The organism is Microbispora sp. H10949 (assembly GCF_014161435.1).
In the GTDB taxonomy this organism is placed as follows: Bacteria; Actinomycetota; Actinomycetes; order Streptosporangiales; family Streptosporangiaceae; genus Microbispora; species Microbispora triticiradicis.
This window is the reverse complement of record NZ_JABBWZ010000016.1, coordinates 98372-118218: the sequence shown is the minus strand read 5'-3', so window position 1 is coordinate 118218 and position 19847 is coordinate 98372. Positions and strand designations below refer to the sequence as shown.

Annotated in this window: 6 protein-coding genes; all 6 read left to right on the top strand. The window is 76.2% G+C overall.

Annotated elements, in window-relative coordinates; translation table 11 throughout:
• The first annotated feature begins 2 nt into the window (after positions 1 to 2).
• Complete coding sequence (locus HHX40_RS32790) at positions 3 to 10724, top strand: type I polyketide synthase (RefSeq protein ID WP_182883673.1); 10722 nt, start codon at positions 3 to 5, stop codon at positions 10722 to 10724.
• Positions 10717 to 14073 (top strand): type I polyketide synthase, encoded by a 3357-nt coding sequence (locus HHX40_RS32785; RefSeq protein ID WP_182883672.1) that lies wholly within the window; start codon positions 10717 to 10719, stop codon positions 14071 to 14073. The genes HHX40_RS32790 and HHX40_RS32785 overlap by 8 nt, the downstream gene beginning before the upstream one ends.
• The gene (locus HHX40_RS32780) at positions 14070 to 15986 is read left to right on the top strand and encodes an HAD-IIIC family phosphatase (protein ID WP_182883671.1); all 1917 of its coding nucleotides are present in this window, start codon (positions 14070 to 14072) and stop codon (positions 15984 to 15986) included. Before HHX40_RS32785 ends, HHX40_RS32780 begins: the two co-directional genes overlap by 4 nt.
• 92 nt (positions 15987 to 16078) lie before the next feature.
• The gene (locus HHX40_RS32775) at positions 16079 to 17065 is read left to right on the top strand and encodes an LLM class flavin-dependent oxidoreductase (RefSeq protein ID WP_208799938.1); all 987 of its coding nucleotides are present in this window, start codon (positions 16079 to 16081) and stop codon (positions 17063 to 17065) included.
• Between the two features lie 110 nt (positions 17066 to 17175).
• Positions 17176 to 18852, top strand: a complete 1677-nt coding sequence (locus tag HHX40_RS32770) for an ABC transporter substrate-binding protein (protein WP_220499864.1) — start codon at positions 17176 to 17178, stop codon at positions 18850 to 18852.
• A complete protein-coding gene (locus tag HHX40_RS32765; RefSeq protein WP_182883670.1) occupies positions 18837 to 19847 on the top strand; it encodes an ABC transporter permease in 1011 nt (336 codons plus the stop codon). The genes HHX40_RS32770 and HHX40_RS32765 overlap by 16 nt, the downstream gene beginning before the upstream one ends.

Below are 19847 nucleotides of genomic sequence, written 5' to 3'. Positions count from 1 at the left end.
CGATGGCGAATGAAGACAGGCTGCGCGACTACCTCCGGCGGACCACGGCCGACCTGCTGCGCGCCCGGGCGGAGCTGGAACGGCTGGAACAGGCCGCGCGCGAGCCGCTGGCGATCGTCGCAATGGCCTGCCGCTACCCCGGCGGGGTGCGCACCCCGGAGGATCTGTGGCGGCTGGTCGAGTCCGGAACCGACGCGATCACCCCGTTCCCGCGCGACCGCGGCTGGCCCCTCGACGAGCTGTACGACCCCGACCCGGACCGGGAGGGCACCAGCTACGCCACGGAGGGCGGGTTCCTGCACGACGCCGCCGGGTTCGACCCCGAGCTGTTCGGCATCAGCCCCCGCGAGGCACCGGCCGTCGACCCCCAGCAGCGGCTGCTTCTGCAGGCCACCTGGGAGGTGTTCGAACGGGCCGGGCTGAACCCGCGCGGGCTGACGGGCGAGCGGGTCGGGGTGTTCGTCGGGGTCATGTACTCCGACTACGCGTCCCGGCACGCCCGCGCCCCCGAGGGCCTCGAAGGGTTCGTCGGCACCGGCAGCGCCGGGAGCGTCGCCTCCGGCCGCATCGCCTACACCTTCGGCCTGCAGGGACCGGCGGTCACGCTGGACACGGCGTGCTCGTCATCGCTCGTCGCCCTGCACTACGCGGCCCAGGCCGTACGGCGGGGCGACTGCGAGATGGCCGTCGCGGGCGGCGCCACGGTCATGGCGACGCCGGCGACCTTCGTCGAGTTCAGCCGCCAGCGGGGGCTGTCCCCGGACGGCCGGTGCAAGGCGTACGCCGCGGCGGCCGACGGCACCGGCTGGGCGGAGGGCGTCGGCCTGGTGCTCGTGGAACGGCTGTCGGAGGCGCGGCGGAAGGGCCATCCGGTCGTCGCGGTGCTGCGCGGCAGCGCGGTCAACTCGGACGGCGCGAGCAGCCGCCTGTCCGCCCCGAACGGCGCGGCCCAGCAGCGGGTCGTCCGGGCGGCGCTCGCCGACGCCGGCCTCGACCCCGGCGAGGTGGACGCCGTGGAGGGACACGGCACCGGCACCGGCCTCGGCGACCCGATCGAGGCGAACGCGCTGATGGAGGTGTACGGCGGCGCGCGTCCCGCCGACGACCCGGTGTGGCTGGGCTCGCTCAAGTCGAACATCGGGCACACGCAGGCCGCCGCGGGCGTCGGCGGCGTCATCAAGATGGTCCTGGCCATGCGGCACGGCGTGCTCCCGGCGAGCCTGCACATCGACGTCCCCACTCCGCACGTCGACTGGGCCGCGGGCGGCCTCGCCCCGCTCACCGCCGCCCGCCCCTGGCCCGAGCGGGACCGCGCCCGCCGCGCCGCGGTCTCCTCGTTCGGCATCAGCGGCACCAACGCCCACGTCGTCATCGAGCAGCCCCCCGCGGAGGCGGACCAGGAGAGCGGGGAACATCCGGAAGGCCAGGAGCACCCGGACGGGCGGCCGGTGGTCTGGACGGTGTCGGGCGACACGGATCGGGCCCTGCGTGACCAGCTCACCCGGCTGCGCGAGTGGGTGAGCGGCCATCCGGACACCCGCCCGGCCGACGTGGCCCACACGCTGCGCACCGGCCGCGCCGATCTCCTCCACCGCGCGGTCGCGGTCGGGACGGACCTGCCGGGACTCACCGGGGCGCTGGCGGCGCTGGAGGAGGGACTCCCGTCCCCCTACGCGGCGTCGGGGGAGGCGGGGGCCCCGGCGCGGCCGGTGTTCGTCTTCCCGGGCCAGGGGTCGCAGTGGGCCGGCATGGCGCGCGAGCTCTTCGCCTCCTGGGAGCCGTTCCGCGAGGAGATGCTCAAGTGCGCCGCCGCCCTCGCCCCGCACGTCGAATGGGACCTGGTCGAGGTGGTGACCGCGCCCGCCGGCGGCACGACCGGCGCCCTGCTGGACCGGGTCGACGTGGTGCAGCCCGCCCTGTTCGCCGTGATGGCGTCGCTGACCGCCGCGTGGCGCTCCCTCGGCGTCGAACCGGCCGCCGTCGTGGGGCACTCCCAGGGGGAGATCGCGGCGGCGTACGCCGCGGGCATCCTGGACCTGGCCGACGCGGCCGCCCTGGTGGCCCGGCGCAGCCGCGCGATCGCGGACATCGCGGGCGGCGGGGCCATGGCGTCGGTCGAGCTGGCCGCCGCCGAGCTGCGCCGCCGCTTCGGCGACGTGGACGGCATCGCCGTGGCGGCGGTGAACGGGCCCACCGCGACCGTCGTCTCGGGAGAGGCAGGCGCGGTGCGCGAGCTCGTCAGCCGGTGTGAGGCGGAGGGTGTGCGGGCGCGGCTCGTGCCCGTGGACTACGCGTCCCACTCACCGGCCGTGGAGCCGCTGCGCGAACCGCTGCTCGCCCGGCTGGCGGGGATCCGGCCCAGGACGGGTCACGTCCCCTTCCACTCGACCGTACTGGCCGGCGAGGTGGACGGCGCCGCGCTCGACGCCGCGTACTGGTACGACAACCTGCGCGAGCCGGTGCGCCTCGGCGAGACCGTCGCCGCCCTGGTCGAGGCGGGACACCGGTGTTTCCTGGAGGTGAGCCCGCATCCCGTGCTGACGGCGCCGCTGCGCGACACGGCCGAGGAGGCGGGGGCCGCCGCGCACGTCGTGGGCACGCTCCGCCGCGACGACGGTGGGCTCGACCGGCTGCTCACCTCCGCCGGGGCGTTGTTCGCCGCCGGTGTTCCCGTGGAGTGGGGCCCGTTCACCGCCGGAAGCAGGGTCGATCTTCCCACCTACGCCTTCCAGGAGCGGCGGTTCTGGCTGGACACCGTCACCGCCGCGCCGCCCGCCGCCGCCCCCGGCCCGTCCGGGCTCCCGTCGGCGGGCCATCCCGTGCTCGGTGTCGCCGTCGAGGACACCGGTGGCCGGCGGGTGCTGTTCTCCGGCGTCCTGCCGGCGGAGGGGTGGTCGCGGCAGCACCGGCTGGGGGAGCGCCGGCTGCTCCCCGGGAGCGGGCTGGCCGAGCTGGCGCTGGCGGCGGGGGAGCGCGTCGGCCTGTCCCGGATCGAGGACGTGACGCTCCTGGCCCCCGTGGAGGTGGCGGAGGCCGCCGTCCGTCTGCAGGTCGAGGTGGAGGCCGCGCCGGGCGGCGCGACGTTCGCGATCCACGCCAGGACGGGGGAGGGGGACGCCGCAGGTCCGTGGCGGCTCCACGCGTCCGGCTCCCTGGCCCCGGGCGATCTTCCGGGCGACGGTCCCAACGACCTTCCCGCAGACCTTTCCGGTGTTCTTCCCGGCGACGGCGATGCGGCCGGACCCCCGGGCGAATGGCCGCCGGAGGGCGCGGAGTCCCTCGACGTCGAGGCCGGGTACGGACGGCTGGCCGAGGCGGGGGCCCACTACGGCCCGGCCCTGCGCGCGGTGCGTGCCGCGTGGGCCCGGGACGGCGAGGTGTTCGCCGAGGTGTTCGCCGACGCGGCCACGAGTCCGGCCACGAATCCGATCACAGATCCGGCCGCTGATCCGGTCGACGATCCGGCCGCCCGGGTGGCCGGGCCGGGCGGGCACGCGACGGGCCCGGCAACGGAGGGGGACGGGTACGCGATCCACCCCGCCGCGCTGGACGGCGCGGTCCAGGCCGCCTTCCTCGACCGCGTGCTGCGGGCCGGGGACGACGGCCCGCCCGAGCCGGTCGTCCCCTTCGCCTGGAGCGGCGTGCGGGCGTACACGCCCGCTGCCGGGCCCCTAAGGGCCCGGGTGACCCGCACCGGTCCCGACACCTACGCCCTGCTCCTCACCACGCCGGACGGCCGGGCCGTGCTGACGGCCGACGAGGTCCGCGTACGGCCGGTGCCCGCGCCGGAGGCCGGGCGGCCGGAGCGGCCGGAAGCCCCGGACGCGTACGAGGACAGGCCGCATCCGCACCCGCACCCGCACCTGGGCCCGGCCCTGCGCCTGCGGCCGCCGCGGAAGCGCGCGCTCGCCGGGCACCACCCGGGGGAGGCGGGCGGACCGGCCGCCACGCTCGCGGCCGCCGACGGCGGTCACGCCGGGGCCCACGCCGAACTGAAGGGGCTGACCGCGCGGGAACGGGAGGAACGCCTCCTCGACCTGGTGTCCCGGGGGATCGCCGGCCTTCTCGGGTACGACTCCGCGGGGGAGGTCCGGCCCGACCGGCCCTTCCGGGACCTGGGGCTCGACTCCCTGACCGGCGTGCAACTGCGCGACCACCTGGGGCGCGCGCTCGGCCTGCGCCTGCCCAGCACGCTGGTGTTCGACCACCCGACCCCCCGGGCCCTGGCCCGCCACCTGTCCGAGTCCGTGGCGGGCTCCGAGACGGTGGCTGAGACGGTGGCTGAGACGGGCGCTGAGACGGGCGCCGCCCCGGCCGTCCCGCAGGCGCGCGACGACGCGGAGGACCCCGTCGTGATCGTGTCCATGGCCTGCCGCTACCCCGGGGGCGTCACCACCCCCGAGGAGCTGTGGGAGTTGCTGGAGGCGGGCGGCGACGCGATCGGGGAGTTCCCGGCCGACCGCGGCTGGGACCTCGCGACGCTGTTCGACGACGACCCGGACACGCCCGGCACGTCCTACGCACGCCGCGGAGGCTTCATCCACGACGCCGCCGACTTCGACGCGGACTTCTTCGAGATGAACCCCCGGGAGGCGCGGGCGGCCGACCCGCAGCAGCGGCTGCTGCTGGAGACGTCGTGGGAGGCGTTCCAGCGCGCCGGGATCGACCCCACTCGGCTGCGCGGCTCGCGCACCGGCGTCTACGTCGGCCTCATCTACACCGAGTACGGCGCGCGGGCCCAGGACGACCCCCGCGAGCACGGCGGTTACCTCGGCACCGGCAGCGCCGGGAGCGTGGCGTCCGGCCGGATCGCCTACACCTTCGGCCTGGAGGGGCCGGCCATCACGGTCGACACCGCGTGCTCGTCCTCGCTGGTCGCCCTCCACCTCGCCGTACGGGCGCTGCGGGCCGGGGAGTGCGACCTGGCCCTGGTCGGCGGGGCGACGCTGATGGCCACACCCGCGACGTTCGTGGAGTTCAGCCGCCAGCGGGGGCTGTCGCCCGACGGCAGGTGCCGCGCGTTCGCCGACGCGGCCGACGGGACGGGCTTCAGCGAGGGCGTCGGCCTGCTGCTGGTGGAGCGGCTGTCGGACGCCCGCCGCGAGGGCCACCCGGTGCTGGCCGTCGTGAAGGGGACGGCGGTCAACCAGGACGGCGCGAGCAACGGCCTCACCGCCCCGAACGGCCCCGCCCAGGAGCGGGTGATCGCCGAAGCGCTGCGCGCCGCCGGCCTCGCCCCCGCCGACGTGGACGCGGTCGAGGCCCACGGCACGGGCACCACCCTCGGCGACCCGGTGGAGGCGCGGGCCCTGCTCCGCACGTACGGCGCGGCCAGGGGCGACCGGCCGCCGCTGCGGCTGGGCTCGCTCAAGTCGAACATCGGCCACACCCAGGCGGCGGCCGGGGCCGGCGGCCTCATCAAGATGATCCTGGCGCTGAAGCACGAGACGCTGCCGCGCACGCTGCACGTCGACGCGCCCTCCCGCCACGTGGACTGGGACGGCGGCGGGCTCGAACTGGTCACCGAGGCCGTGCCCTGGCCGTCCGGGGATCGGCCGCGGCGGTTCGGCGTCTCGGCGTTCGGGATGAGCGGCACCAACGCCCACGTGATCGTCGAGGAGCCGCCCGCGGCGGACCTCGGCCCGGGCCTCGGCCCGGACCCCGATTCAGGCGTGGAGCAGGAGCCGGCCGTCGCGGTTCCGCTGGTCCTTTCCGCCAAGTCGGCCGGGGCGCTGCGCGGTGAGGCGCGGCGGCTCGGCGAATACCTGGAACGGCACCCCGGCGTCCCGCTCGCCGACGTCGCGGCGGAGCTGGTGCGCACCAGGGCCGAGTTCGGGTACCGCGCGGTCGTGGTGGCCACCGGCAGGGAGGAGGCGATCGAGGGGCTCGCCGCCGTGGCCGGCGGGACGCCCTCCGCGACCGTGGTCACCGGACACGCGCGGCAGGCACGCCGGCCGGTCTTCGTCTACCCGGGGCAGGGAACGCAGTGGGACGGCATGGCCCGTGCGCTGCTGGAGGAGTCGCCCGCCTTCGCCGCGCGGATCGCCGAGTGCGCCGCCGCCCTGGACCCGGTCACCGGCCGGTCCCTGCGGGAGGCCCTGCTCGGCGGCGCAGACCTGGGGAGGGCCGACGTCGTGCAGCCCGTCCTGTGGGCCACGATGACCGGCCTGACCGCCGTCTGGGAGTCCTTCGGCGTACGGCCCGCCGCGGTCGTCGGGCACTCCCAGGGCGAGATCGCCGCCGCGCTGGCGGCCGGCGCGCTGTCGCTTGAGGAGTCGGCGACGGTGGTGGCGCTGCGCAGCCGGGCGCTGCTGGCGTTGTCCGGACAGGGCGCGATGCTCTCGGTCGCCGCCCCGGCGGACACGGTGCGCGCGGCCGTCGAGGCGACGGGCGACGGGACGAGGATCGCGGTCGCCGCTGTCAACGGGCCCGCCGCCACCGTCGTCGCGGGAGAGGCCGGAGCGGTGCACCGGCTGGAGCGGGCGCTGCGTGAGCGGGGAGTGCGCGTCCGGCTCGTCGAGGTGGACTACGCCTCCCACTCCCCGCAGGTGGAGCCGCTGGAGGCCGAACTGCTGGAGGTGCTGCCCGAGCCCGCGCCGTTGCCGGAGTACACGGCCGACGTGTTCTCCACGGTGACCGGGGGGCGGGTCGAGCCCGGCGGGGAGACGGGGTTCGGGCGGCCCGCGTACTGGTACCGCAACCTGCGCAGCCCCGTGTTGCTGCAGTCCGCCGTGGAGGCGGCCCTCGCGGCAGGGCACGAGGTCTTCATCGAGGTCAGCCCGCATCCGGTGCTCGGCATGGGGGTCCAGGAGATCCTGGAGGCGGCCGCGGAGGACCGCTCGACGGCCGTCGTCGGAACCCTGCGGCGGGAGGACGGCGGTCTCGGCCGGGTGCTCGTCTCGGTCGCCGAGGCGTGGGTGAACGGCGTGCCGGTCGACTGGGCCGCGCATCCGCCCATCGCGCGGCGGGTCCGGACGCCCCGGCGGATCCCCACCCTGCCGACCTACGCGTTCGACCGCCGCCGCCACTGGCTGGAGCCCGCGAGACCGGCCGCGGCGCCGAGGGCCCGCGGCACCGGCCATCCGCTGCTGGACACCGTGGTCCGGCCGGCGGGCGAGGACCGCGTGCTGCTTCTCGGCAGGGTCGGCCTCGACGACCACCCCTGGCTGGCCGGTCACGCCGTGGACGGCGCCGTTCTGGTGCCCGGCGCGGTGCTCGCCGAGCTGGCCTCCTTCGCGGGGGAGTCGGCCGGGGTGCCACGCGTGGACGAGCTGACGCTGACCCGGCCGCTCGTCCTGGAGCCGTCCGGCGCGGCGGAGATCCAGGTGACGGTCGGGCCGGCCGAGCCGGACGGCCGCCGCGAGATCGCTCTGCACGCCCGGCCCGTGCCCGGCCCGGCCGCCGCGGCCGATCCCGTGGCCGATTTCGCGGCCGATCTCCTCGGTCCTCCCTGGACTGCCCATGCGACCGGCTTCCTCGCCCCCGCTGTCCCCGCGCGGGTGAACGGTTCCCGCGGTCCGGCGCCGGACGGCCGGACGGGGGGCGAACGGCCCGGCGGCGCGTGGCCGCCGGCCGGCGCCGTCCCGCTGCCGGTGGCCGGGCTGTACGAGGACCTGGCGGCCAGGGGGTACCACTACGGACCGGCCTTCCGCGGCCTGCGGTCGGCGTGGCGGTCGGGGGACGACGTCGTCGCGGAGGTGTCCCTGGAGGTCCCTGCGGGCTTCCGCGTCGCCCCGACGCTGCTGGACGCCGCGCTGCACGCACTCGGCCCCGCCGGGCTGTTCCCCGACGACGGCGCCGTACGACTGCCCTTCACCTGGAGAGGGTTCACCCTGCACGGCCGGGCGCCGGGAACCGTACGGGTTCGCCTCGGCCGGGCGGGCGACGGCGCGGTGGCGGTCGAACTGGCCACCGCCGAGGGCGTGCCGGTCGCGTCCGTCGAGGCGGTGACGCTCCGCGCGGCCGACCCGGCCGACCTCGCCGCGGCCTCCGTCGGCGACGCGCTGCACGAGCTCGTCTGGGAGGCCGTGTCGCCCGGCTCGGGCGTGCCCCGCGAGCGCGTGTGGGCGCTCGGCACGGACGCCGAGGCCGACCACCCGGACCTGGACGCGGCGCTCGCGGCGCTGGACGCCGGGAGCCCCGCTCCGGACGTGCTGGTTCTCGACGTCCCCTCCGCGCCACGGGAGGGCGACGTGCCGGAGGCGGTCAGGGCGGCCCTGCTGGAGGTGCTCGGCACGCTCCGGCGCGGCCTCGCCGACCCCCGGCTGGGCGGGACGCTGTTCGCCGTCCGCACCCGGGACGCCGTGGCGGCGGCCCCGGGCGACGCGGTGGACGCGCTCGACGGCGCCGCCGTCTGGGGCCTCGTCCGCAGCGCCCAGAGCGAGGAGCCGGGGCGGATCGCCCTGGTGGACGCCGGCTCCGCTCCGCTCGCCCGGGTGCTCGACGCCGTGGCCACCGGAGAGCCGCAGACGGCCGTCCGGAACGGTCTCCCGCTGGCGCCGCGGCTCACCACCCGCCGTCCCGACCTCGTACGGCCCCGCGGCGCCTGGCGTCTGGAGGCGGGGGAGGGCGGCGTCGCCGAGGACCTGGTGTGCCGGCCGGTGGAGGAACGGCCGCTGGGGCCCGGCGAGGTGCGGGTGGCCGTACGGGCCTCGGGGCTCAACTTCCGCGACGCGATGCTGGTGCTCGGCATGTATCCGGGCTCCGCCGACCTCGGCACCGAGGGCGCCGGGGTCGTCGCCGAGGTCGGCGACGGCGTCACCGGCCTCGTCCCCGGGGACCGTGTGATGGGGCTCGTCCCCGGCGGCGTCGGCCCGTCGGCCGTCACCGATCACCGCCTGCTCGCGCCGATCCCGCCCGGGCTCACGTTCGCCCAGGCGGCCACGGTGCCCGCCGTGTTCCTCACGGCCTACTACGCGCTGAGGGATCTCGCCGGCGCGCGGCCCGGGGAACGGCTGCTCGTGCACTCGGCGGCGGGAGGCGTCGGCGGGGCGGCGATCCAGCTCGCCCGCCACTGGGGACTGACGGTCTTCGGCACCGCGAGTCCCGCCAAGTGGCCGCACCTGGAACGGGCGGGCCTGCCGCGTGAGCACGTCGCGAACTCGCGCGACCTGTCCTTCACGGAGGCCGTCCGGGCCGCGACCGGCGGCCGCGGCGTGGACATCGTGCTCAACTCGCTGGCCCGGGAGTTCGTCGACGCCTCGCTCGGGCTGCTCGCGCCGGGCGGCCGGTTCGTCGAGATGGGCAAGACCGACGTGCGCGACCCCGGCGAGATCGACGACCGGCACGGCGTGCTCTACCGGGCCTTCGACCTGGCCGAGGCCGGGCCGGACCGGATCGCCGTCATGCTCGCCGAGATCGCCGCGCTCCTCGCCGAAGGGGTGCTCACGCCGCTTCCCGTCACGGCCTGGCAGACCGGCCGGGCCCCCGAGGCCGTACGGCACCTCGGCCTCGCCCGCCACGTCGGCAAGGTGGCGCTGCGCGTCCCCCGCCCGCTCGATCCGGAGGGGACGGTCCTGGTCACCGGCGGCACGGGAGGCCTGGGACGCCTCGTCGCGACCCACCTGGCCCGCGCCCACGGCATCCGGCATCTGCTCCTGGTGAGCAGGCAGGGCGAGCGGGCGCCGGGGGTCGAGGCGTTGCGTGCCGAACTCGGCGCGCTTGGGGCGCACCTGACCGTCGTCGCCGCCGACGTCGCCGACCGCGCCGCGCTGGCGGGCGTGCTCGCCGCGGTGCCCACCGGGCATCCGCTCACCGGGGTCGTGCACGCGGCCGGCGTCCTCGACGACGCCACGCTCGCCACCCTCACCCCCGAACGGCTCGACGCGGTGCTGCGGCCCAAGGCCGACGGCGCCTGGCACCTGCACGAGCTCACCCGGGAGCTCGACCTGGCCGCGTTCGTGCTGTTCTCCAGCGCGGCCGGGATCGTCGGCAGCCCCGGGCAGGCGGCCTACGCGGCGGCCAACGTCTTCCTCGACGCGCTCGCCGCCGCGCGGGCCCAGCAGGGGCTCCCCGCGACCTCCGTCGCCTGGGGGCTGTGGCGCTCCGACAGCGCCATGACGGGCGCGCTCACGGCGGCCGACCGGGCGAGGATGGCGCGCTCCGGCCTGCTGCCGCTGGCCCCCGAGCACGCCCTGTCCCTGCTCGACGCGGCGCTGGACGCCGCCGCGCCCGCCCTGGCCGCCGTACGGCTCGACCCGGCGCGGCTCGCGGCGATCCCCGACCTCGCTGCGCCGCTGCGGGCGCTGGCCCGCCGGGGCTCCTCCGCGCCGGCGCCCGCCACCCCCAAGAGCGACGAGGGCTCGGGGGACTCCGGCGGGCTGCCCGCCCTGCTCGCCGCGGCGGACCCGGAACGGCGCAGGGAGCTGGTGACCGAGACCGTGCTGCGGAACGTCGAGGCGGTCCTCGGCCGGGCGCCCGAGGACGACGCCGGGGAGCGGCGCAGCTTCAAGGAGCTGGGGTTCGACTCGCTGACCGCGGTCGAGCTGCGCAACCGCCTCGGCAAAGCCACCGGCCTGCGGTTGCCGGCCACCGTGGTCTTCGACCAGCCGACTCCGGACGCCCTGGCGGCGTACCTGCTCCGGCGCCTGGTCCCGGACGACCCCGAGCCTGCGGCCCCGGCGCCGTCGGCCGCCGACACCACGGAGGAGATCCCCGCGACCGCGGAGGAGCTGTTCCGGTTCATCGACTCCGAGCTCCGGTCCGAAGGGCGGCGGCATGTCTGACGAGAGGCTGGTCGAGTACCTGCGCTGGACGACCGCCGAGCTCACCCGCGTGAAGAGGGAACTGGCCGCGCTGACGGAGCCCGAGCCCGTCGCCGTCGTCGCGACGGCCTGCCGGTTTCCCGGCGGGGTGCGCTCGCCGGAGGACCTGTGGCGGGTGGTCGCCGAGGGCGCCGACGCGGTGGGGGAGCCGCCGGGCGACCGCGGCTGGGACCCGGCGCTGCGTGAGCGCGCGAAGGCCGGGGGGTTCCTCGACGACGCGGCGGGTTTCGACGCCGCCTTCTTCGGCATCGCCCCTCGGGAGGCCGCCGCTATGGACCCCCAGCACCGCCAGCTCCTGGAGGTGTCCTGGGAGGCCATGGAGCGGGCCGGCGTCGTCCCGGCCTCATTGCGCGGCAGCCGGACCGGCGTGTTCACGGGGGTGATAAACGACGACTACGCCCCGCCGCTCGACGGCGTGCCTCCGGAGGCCGAGGGCTATCTGATGACGGGCAACGCGACCAGCATGGCCTCCGGCCGACTGTCCTACACCTTCGGGTTCGAGGGCCCCGCCCTCACGGTCGACACGGCGTGCTCGTCCTCGCTCGTCGCGATCCACCTGGCCGTCCGGTCGCTGCGGGAGTCCGAGTGCGACCTGGCGCTGGCCGGCGGGGTGACGGTGATGGCCACCCCCCGCGTGTTCGTGGAGTTCGCCCTCCAGGGCGGGCTCGCCGCCGACGGCCGCTGCAAGGCGTTCTCCCGTACGGCCGACGGCACCGGCTTCGGCGAGGGCGTGGGCATGCTGGTGCTGGAGCGCCTCGGCGACGCCCGGCGCGCGGGCCACCCGGTCCTCGCCGTCATCCGCGGCTCGGCGGTCAACTCCGACGGAGCGAGCAACGGGATCACCGCGCCGAGCGGCCCCGCCCAGCGCAGGGTCATCGAGGCCGCCCTGCGGTCCGCGGGGCTGTCCCCGGCGGACGTGGACGCCGTCGAGGCGCACGGCACCGGCACCGCCCTCGGCGACCCCATCGAGGCCGGCGCCCTGATCGAGGCGTACGGCGCCGCCTCCGGACGGCGCGAGCCACTGTGGGTCGGGTCCGTGAAGTCGAACCTGGGCCACACGCAGGCCGCCGCCGGAGCGGCCGGAGTGATCAAGATGATCGAGGCGCTGCGGCACGGCGTGCTGCCGGCGACGCTGCACGCGGAGGAGCCGTCCGAGCTGGTCGACTGGGCCGAGGGCGGGGTGGCGCCGCTGACCCGGCCCCGGCCCTGGCCCCGCGGCGAACGGCCCCGCCGCGCGGGCGTCTCCTCGTTCGGCATCAGCGGCACCAACGCCCACCTCATCGTGGAGGAGGCCCCGGAGCCGTCGCCGGTCTCCGCCCCGCAGCCGGAGTCGGCCGTCCCCTGGGTGCTGTCGGGCCGGTCTCCCGAGGCCGTGCGGGCGCAGGCCGCCCGCCTGCGCGACCTCCTGCGTGCGCAGGACCGGCCAGGCGAGCGCGCGGAAGCGGCGCGGAGCGACGCGCGGACCGGGGAGACGGTGCGGAGTGGTGAGGCGACCGCCCTCTCAAAGGCGTGGAACGGGGAGGCGGCCGGCCTCGCGGCGGTGGCGCGGACGCTCATCGGCGCGCGGTCGTCGTTCCGCCACCGGGCGGTCGCGCTCGGCGAGGACGCCGCCGAACTGGCGCGTGAGCTGGACGCGCTCGCCGCGCCCGGATCGCCGGTCACCGCCGCCCGGCCCGCCCCCACGGTGGCGTTCGTGTTCTCCGGTCAGGGGACCCAGCGTCCTGGCATGGGCCAGGAGCTGCACCGGCGGTTCCCCGCCTACGCGGAGGCGTTCGACGCCGCCTGCGCCGCCCTGGACCGCGCGCGTGCGCTGCGGGAAGCGCGGGGGCCGCGGGTGGCGGAGGTCGTGTTCGCCCCCGCGGGGTCGCCGGAGTCGGCGTCGCTGCGGCGGACCGAGTACGCCCAGCCCGCGCTGTTCGCCGTGCAGATCGGGCTCGTCCGGCTGGCCGAGGACCTGGGCCTGGTCGCGCACGCGCTGCTCGGCCATTCCATCGGGGAGCTCACGGCGGCGCACGCAGCGGGGGCGCTGTCGCTCGACGACGCGGCGTCCCTGGTGGTCGCGCGGGCGCTGGCCATGCAGGCGGCGCCGGAGGGCGGCGGCATGGTGTCGCTGCGGGCGCCGGAGCCGGAGGTCGCGGCCTCGCTGGACGGGATGGCCGGCCTCGTGTCGGTCGCCGCCGTGAACGGGCCCCGCTCGACGGTGATCTCCGGGGACGCCGCCGCGGTACGCAGGCTGGCGGCCGAGTGGCGGGCGAAAGGCGTGCGCACCAAGGCTCTCGCGGTGAGCCAGGCGTTCCACTCGCCGCACATGGAATCCGTGCTGCCCGGCCTGGTGGAGGCCGCCCGCGCGCTCACCGTGCGGGAACCCGCGACGGCCCTCGTCTCGACCCGTACGGGACGGCCCGTCACCCGCGAGGACCTGGCCGCGCCGGAGCACTGGGCCGCCCAGGTGCGTGAACCGGTCCGCTTCCACGACGGCGTCCGCGCGCTGCGCGACCTCGGCGTGGACACCTTCGTGGAGATCGGCCCGGACACGACGACGACCGGCATGGTCGCCGACTGCCTCGCCCAGGAGGGCGACGACGTGGCCGCCGTCCCTCTCCTGCGCGACCCGTCCGCCGAGGCCCGCTCGGTCCTGCGGGGGCTCGCCCAGGCGTACGCGCGGGGCGTGCCGGTCGCCTGGGGCAGGGTCGTCGGCGAGGGGCCCGCGGCCGACCCCGCCGCCGTCCCGACCTATCCCTTCCGGCACGAGCGGCACTGGATCACCGCCTCCCCCCGCGCGCGGGGCGGCTCGCCGCGAGAACGCGAGCTGTGGAGCGCGGTGGACGAACTCGACCCCGAGAGGTTCGCCGCCCTCGTCGGCGGCGTCGACGCGCCGCCGGGTGCTCTGCGTGAGGTCGTGACGGCGCTGCGGCGGTGGCGGTCCGAGGAGGCCGGGACGCCGCCCGACGGAACAGCCGGAAACGCCGGAACAGCCGGAACCGCCGGGACGCCGTCGGTGGCGCTCGACGGCGTGCCGGCCGAGGAGCGGCACGGCGTGCTGCTGGCGATCGTCCTGGCGGCGGTGGACGGCGCCCTCGGCCACGCGGGCGGAGCCGTCGGCCCGCACGACGACCTCACCCAGGCCGGCATCACGTCGTTCGGCGCCCTGGAGATCGCGGGCCGCGTCGCCCGCGAGACGGGCCTGGAGGTCCCGCCGGGCCTGGTGCTCGACCACCGCACGGCCCACGAGCTGGCGGCCCGCCTGGACGAACTGCTCGCCCCCACGGCCACAGGCACCCACGGTGCGGACGACCTGGAGTCCCGATGACCACTGACACCGCCGCGGCGCTGGCGCGGCTGCGCCGGCTGCACCGCGAGGGGGCGCTCGCCGAGCGCTTCGACGAGGTTGCCCCGCTTCTCGCCGCGATGTCCGCCGAGGACGCCGCCCGGGCGGCGCGGCTGCTCGCCCACGCCGACCTGGACGCCGTACGGGAGCGCCATCCGGATCTGCCGCGGGTGCGGGTGACCGTCACCGGGCACGGCACGCTGGAGGCGCTGCGCGTCGCGCTCGTCGGCGAGCTGGCCCGCCACGGGTACGTGCCGTCCGTGCGGCCGGCCGGGTTCGGGTCGTACGTCTTCGAGCTGGGCGACCCGGGCAGCGAGCTGTACGCCGAGCGGCCCGACCTGGTGGTCTGCGTGCTCGACCACGCCACGGTGTTCGACGAGGTGGGCGTGCCGTTCACGGCGGAGGACGTCGAGCGGGTGCTCGGCGAGAAGCTCGCGCTGTGGCGGGGACTCGCCGCGCGGTACGCCGCGAGCGGCGGCTCGGGGACGCTCGTGCTCAACACGGTGCCGCTGCCCCGCCTGTGGCAGGCGCGGCTGCTCGACCACGGGTCGCGGGCCCGGCTGGGCGCCGCCTGGCGGCGGGCCAACGCGGAGCTGCTGGAGCTGGGCGCGTCCTCCGGCCGGGTGGTCGTGACGGACCTCGACCCGCTCCTGACGTCCGCGACCGAGCTCGCCGACTCCCGCTTCGCGACGTACGCCGGAGCGAACCTGTCCGACGGGCTGCTCGGCGCGTACGCGCGGGAGCTCGCCCACCTCGTCAGGGCGCGGACCGGCCGGGCGAAGAAGGTGCTGGCCCTCGACCTGGACGGCACGTTGTGGGGCGGCGTCCTCGGTGACGACGGCGTGGAGGGCATCGAGGTCGGCCGCGGCCCGCGCGGCGAGGCGTTCCGCCGGTTCCAGGACGTGGTCAAACAGCTCGGTTCCCAGGGCGTGCTGCTCGCCGCGGTGAGCAAGAACGACCGGGAGCCGGTGCTCGCCGCCCTGCGCGACCACCCCGGCATGGTGCTGCGCGAGGACGACTTCGTCCGCGTCCTCGCCAACTGGAGTCCCAAGCCGGGGAACCTGCGCACGCTCGTGGAGGAGCTCAACCTCGGCGGCGACAGCGTCGTCTTCGCCGACGACAGCCCGTACGAGTGCGCCGCGGTCGCGGCGGAGCTGCCGGAGACCGTCGTGGTCCAGCTGGACGGCGACCCGGCGACGCACGCGGACGCGCTGCTGGCCGACGGGTGGTTCACCACGACCGAGGTCACCGCCGAGGACCGGGTGCGGACCCGCCGCTACCACGAGGAGGCGGCGCGGTCGGACTTCCTGGCGGCCGCAGGCTCGGCCGAGAGGTTCCTGGCCGGTCTGGGCGTGTCCGTGCGGCTGGCCCCGGCGCGGCCGGAGGAGGTCGCCCGCCTCTCCCAGATCACGCTGCGGACCAACCAGTTCAACCTCACCACCGAGCGCCTGTCGCCCGAGGAGGTGCGGGAGCGCGCCGGGCGTCCGGACTCCCGGGTGCTCACGATCTCCTCGGCCGACCGCTTCGGCGGCAACGGACTGGTCGGCGCGGTCTTCCTGAGGGCCCGGCCCGACGGCCTGCTGATCGAGAACTTCCTGTTGAGCTGCCGGGTCTTCGCGCGGGGCATCGAACAGGCCGTGCTGTCGGCTGTGCTCCACGCCGCGAGGGACGCCGGTTTCCCCGCCGTGCGCGGCCGCTATCTGCCGACGGCCAAGAACGGCAAGGTACGCGACCTCTATCCGCACTACGGCTTCGCGGCCGACGGGGAGACGCCGGGAGAGTCGCCGGGGGAGGCGTGGTTCGTGCACGGCCTGGAGGCCGTCACCGGCGTTCCCGCCCACCTCACGTTGCACACCGAGGGGCGGGTGGTCCCGGAGCCGTCCCTGAGCCGTTGACAATCTGAGGCAACCTCAGGTTGACTGTCCGGCGACGTAACATGAGGAATCCTCCGCATATGCCCCTTTGACTCCCCCTGAAGGAGAGGACGTTGGCCGAGGGAATCGCCGTCTCCGTGCACGACACCGCACCCGTCTGGCGTGGCGACACCGCGGGCGACGCGCTGCGCCGCTCCGTCGACCTGGCTCAGGCCGTGGAGGCGCTGGGCTACCGGCGTTACTGGGTCGCCGAGCACCACAACACCCCGGCGCTCGCGACCTCCAGCCCGGCCGTGCTCGCCGGGTCCATCCTCGCGGCGACCTCCACCATCCGCGTCGGCTCCGGCGCGGTGCTGCTGCCCAACCACTCGCCGTACGTGGTGGCCGAGCAGTTCGGCGTCCTGGCCGGGCTCTACCCCGGCCGGGTGGACCTCGGGCTCGGCCGCGCCGCCGGAGGCTCCGGCGAGGCCGCCGCCCGCATGGGCGACCCGCGCGGGCTCGACTTCCCGAGCGCGCTGCGCGAACTGGGCGAGTACTTCGCCGGCGGCAGCGGCGGCGTCCGGGCGATCCCCGAGCCGGCCACGCCGCCCGAGATCTGGCTGGTCGGGTCGAGCGCGTCCAGCGCCGCGGCCGCGGGCCGCCTCGGCCTGCCGTACGTGTACGCGCACGCGATCGTCGGCGCGGGCGCGCCGGAGGCCCTGGAGGCCTACCGCCGGGCGTTCCGGCCCTCGGCGGCCCTCGCCGAGCCGCACGCCTGCGTGGCCGTGATCGCGGTCGCGGCCGACAGCGACGAGCGCGCGCACCGGCTCGCCACGTCCTTCGTGTACGGCCAGATCCTCATGCGCACGGTCGACCCCGCGACCGTCCTGCCGACGGAGGAGGAGACGGCCGCGCACCGGTTCACCCCGGAGGAGGAGCGGTTCCTGCGGGACAAGATCGGCCCCCAGTTCGTCGGCAGCCCCGAGCGGATCGCCCCACGGCTCGGCGACCTGCTGCGGGCCACCCGCGCGGACGAGCTGTTCGTGCTCACCCAGGTGCCCGACCACCAGGCCAGGATCCGCTCCTACGAGCTGATCGCCAAGATCGTCTCGTCGCTGTAGTCCCCTCACGCGAGGGCGCCGCCGATTCAGCACGGCTTTAGAACCGGCGAGCACTGTGTCTGTGGCCGGAGATCCCTTCCGGCCTGGACGTCGCAACGATTGGGACGAGGATGGGTGCTGCCCCGAGGCCCGGAACCACCGCCTCCGCCGTCATGGCGGGGGCCGCCACGCTGATGCTGGCTCTCACCGCCTGCTCCTCCGGAGCGGACGACCCGGCCCCCGCCGCCCAGGGGAAGGCGGAGGCCGCGGGAGCGGCGTCCCCCCGCACCGGGGGCACGCTGCGCCTGGCGGTCGAGAAGGAACCGGAGTGCCTGGACCCCCACCAGAGCCCGACGGAGTCGGCCCGGCTGCTGACCCGGCCGTTGGTCGACTCCCTGGTCTACCAGGACCCGCGAGGCGGTCTCCATCCCTGGCTCGCCCGCGAGTGGACGGTCTCGGGCGACCGGCGGACGTACACGTTCCGGCTGCGGGAGGGCGTCACCTTCACCGACGGCGCGAAGTTCGACGCGGCGGCGGTCGTCGCCAACCTCGACCATGTGGTCGCCCCCGAGACCAAGTCGCTGCTCGCCGGCAGCCTGGTCGCGGCCTACGACTCGGCGAAGGCCGTCGACCCGCTGACCGTGGAGGTGCGGCTGAAGCGGCCCGACTCCGGCTTCCTCGCCGCGCTCGCCCAGCCCAACCTCGGGATCGAGTCCCCGGCCACGCTGAAGGGCCCGGCCTCGAAGCTGTGCGCCGTCGTCGTCGGCACCGGGCCGTTCAAGAGCGACGGCGGGCTCACCCCGCAGAAGGGCATCGACTACGTCAGGAACCCGGCATACGGCTGGGCTCCGGAGGGGGCGCCGCGCACGGGCCCCGCGCCGCTCGACCGCATCGAGGTCACGGTCGTGCCGGACAACTCGGCCCGGCTCGGCGCGCTCACGAGCGGCCAGGTCGACGTGATCACCGGCCTCGCGCCGTCCTCCGTCGGCACGTTGAAGGGCACCCCGGGCTTCGCCCTGCACACCACGCCGTTCCCCGGCGCCAACTACAGCTACTGGCCCAACACCGCGAAGGGCCCGCTGAGCGACGTCAACGTGCGCAAGGCCCTGCGGGCGGGCGTCAACTGGCGGCAGATCGTGAAGAACGTCTACTTCGGGGTGTACGACGGTGCGCAGGGGCCGTTGTCGGCCAGCACGCCCGGTTTCGACGGCTCGCTCTCCTCCGCGTACGGCTACGACCCGGCCGAGGCGAACCGGCTGCTCGACCAGGCCGGATGGACGCGAAGGGACGCGCAGGGCTACCGGACCAAGGACGGCAGGCGGCTCACCCTGCGCCACATGTGGTCCGACCCGTCGGTGAGCACCCTCGCCGTGCAGATCCAGGCCTCGGCCAAGCAGCTCGGCGTCGAGCTGGTCGAGGAGAACCTCGACGGCGGCACCTTCGTCAACCGGCTGCTGGACGGCGACTACGAGCTGATCGACACGAGCTTCTCCTCACCCGGGCCGGACGTGCTGCGGGTGCTGTTCGGCGCCGACAACATCCCGACGCCCAAGCGCGGGATCAGCAACAACATGGCGAGGTACGACAACCCGCAGGTGGAGGCCTACTTCAAGCGGGCACTCGACGCCCGGGACCAGTCCGAGCAGTTCGGCGTCTACGCCGAGGTGCAGCGGCGGGTCACCGACGACGCGGCGGTGCTGCCGATCTACTCGCCGCTGTCCACCGTCGCGGCCCGCGAGGGCGTCCGGGACGTGCGGTTCAACGTCGACGGCACGCCCGACCTGTCCGGCATATGGCTGGCGTCCTGAAGACGTCCCCGGCGGGAGCGGCGGCGGCGCGGGACGAGGACCGCCGCTCCGGCCGGGGTCACGGGTCGCTCGTACGGCTGGTCCTCGTCCGCCTGGCCGCCTCGGCCGGTGTGCTGTGGGGAGCCGTGACGGTGACGTTCGTGCTGCTGCAGGTCATGCCCGGGAGCACGGCCGACGTCCTGCTCGCCCGGACCTCGGTGAGCCCCGAGGTCCGGGAGCGGATCGTGGCGGAGTACGGGCTCGACGACCCGATCCCGGTGCAGTACCTCACCTACCTCGGGCGGATCGTGCGGGGCGAGTTCGGCGAGTCGTACGTGCTGCGCAGGCCGGTGTGGGGCGAGATCGCCGCACAGCTCCCCTCCACGCTGCTGCTGGTGGCCACGACCCTGCTGGCGACGATCGTCGCGTCGGTCGCGCTCGGGGTGGCGAGCGCCAACCGCCGGGCCTGGGTGCGCTCGCTGTTCGCGTCGGCCGAGTCGCTGGTCGTGGCCCTGCCGCCGTTCTGGCTGGGGCTGCTGCTGCTGACCGTCTTCTCCTTCACCCTGCACTGGTTCCCGGCCATCGGGTCCTCATCGCCGGCCGGGCTGGTCCTGCCGACCGCCGCCCTGGCCGCCGGGCCCGCGGCCGTCGTCGCCGGAGTGCTGCGGGAGGGGCTGCTGCGCGCGGCGGACGAGCCGTTCGTGGTGACCGCCCGTGCCCGGGGCCTCGGCGAGACGGCCCTGCGCCTGCGGCACGTGCTGCGCCACGCCCTGATCCCCGTCACCACGTTGCTCGGCTGGATCGCCGGCTCCCTGATCGGCGGCGCGGTCATCATCGAGATCGTCTTCTCCCGGCAGGGCATCGGGCGGCTGGCGCTGTCCGCCGTGGCGAACAAGGACATGCCCGTGGTCGTCGCGGTCGTCCTGGTGACGGCGATCGCGTTCGTGCTGGTCACCATCGCGGTCGACATCCTCACCTGGGTGATCGATCCCAGGACGCGGGACTCGGGGAGGTAG

Excerpts from the sequence above, each read along its gene's own strand:
- HHX40_RS32780 (WP_182883671.1), top strand. The coding sequence starts at position 14,070 with ATGACCACTGACACCGCCGCGGCGCTGGCGCGGCTGCGCCGGCTGCAC.
- HHX40_RS32770 (WP_220499864.1), top strand. The coding sequence starts at position 17,176 with ATGGGTGCTGCCCCGAGGCCCGGAACCACCGCCTCCGCCGTCATGGCG.
- HHX40_RS32785 (WP_182883672.1), top strand. The coding sequence starts at position 10,717 with ATGTCTGACGAGAGGCTGGTCGAGTACCTGCGCTGGACGACCGCCGAG.
- HHX40_RS32765 (WP_182883670.1), top strand. The coding sequence starts at position 18,837 with ATGGCTGGCGTCCTGAAGACGTCCCCGGCGGGAGCGGCGGCGGCGCGG.
- HHX40_RS32790 (WP_182883673.1), top strand. The coding sequence starts at position 3 with ATGGCGAATGAAGACAGGCTGCGCGACTACCTCCGGCGGACCACGGCC.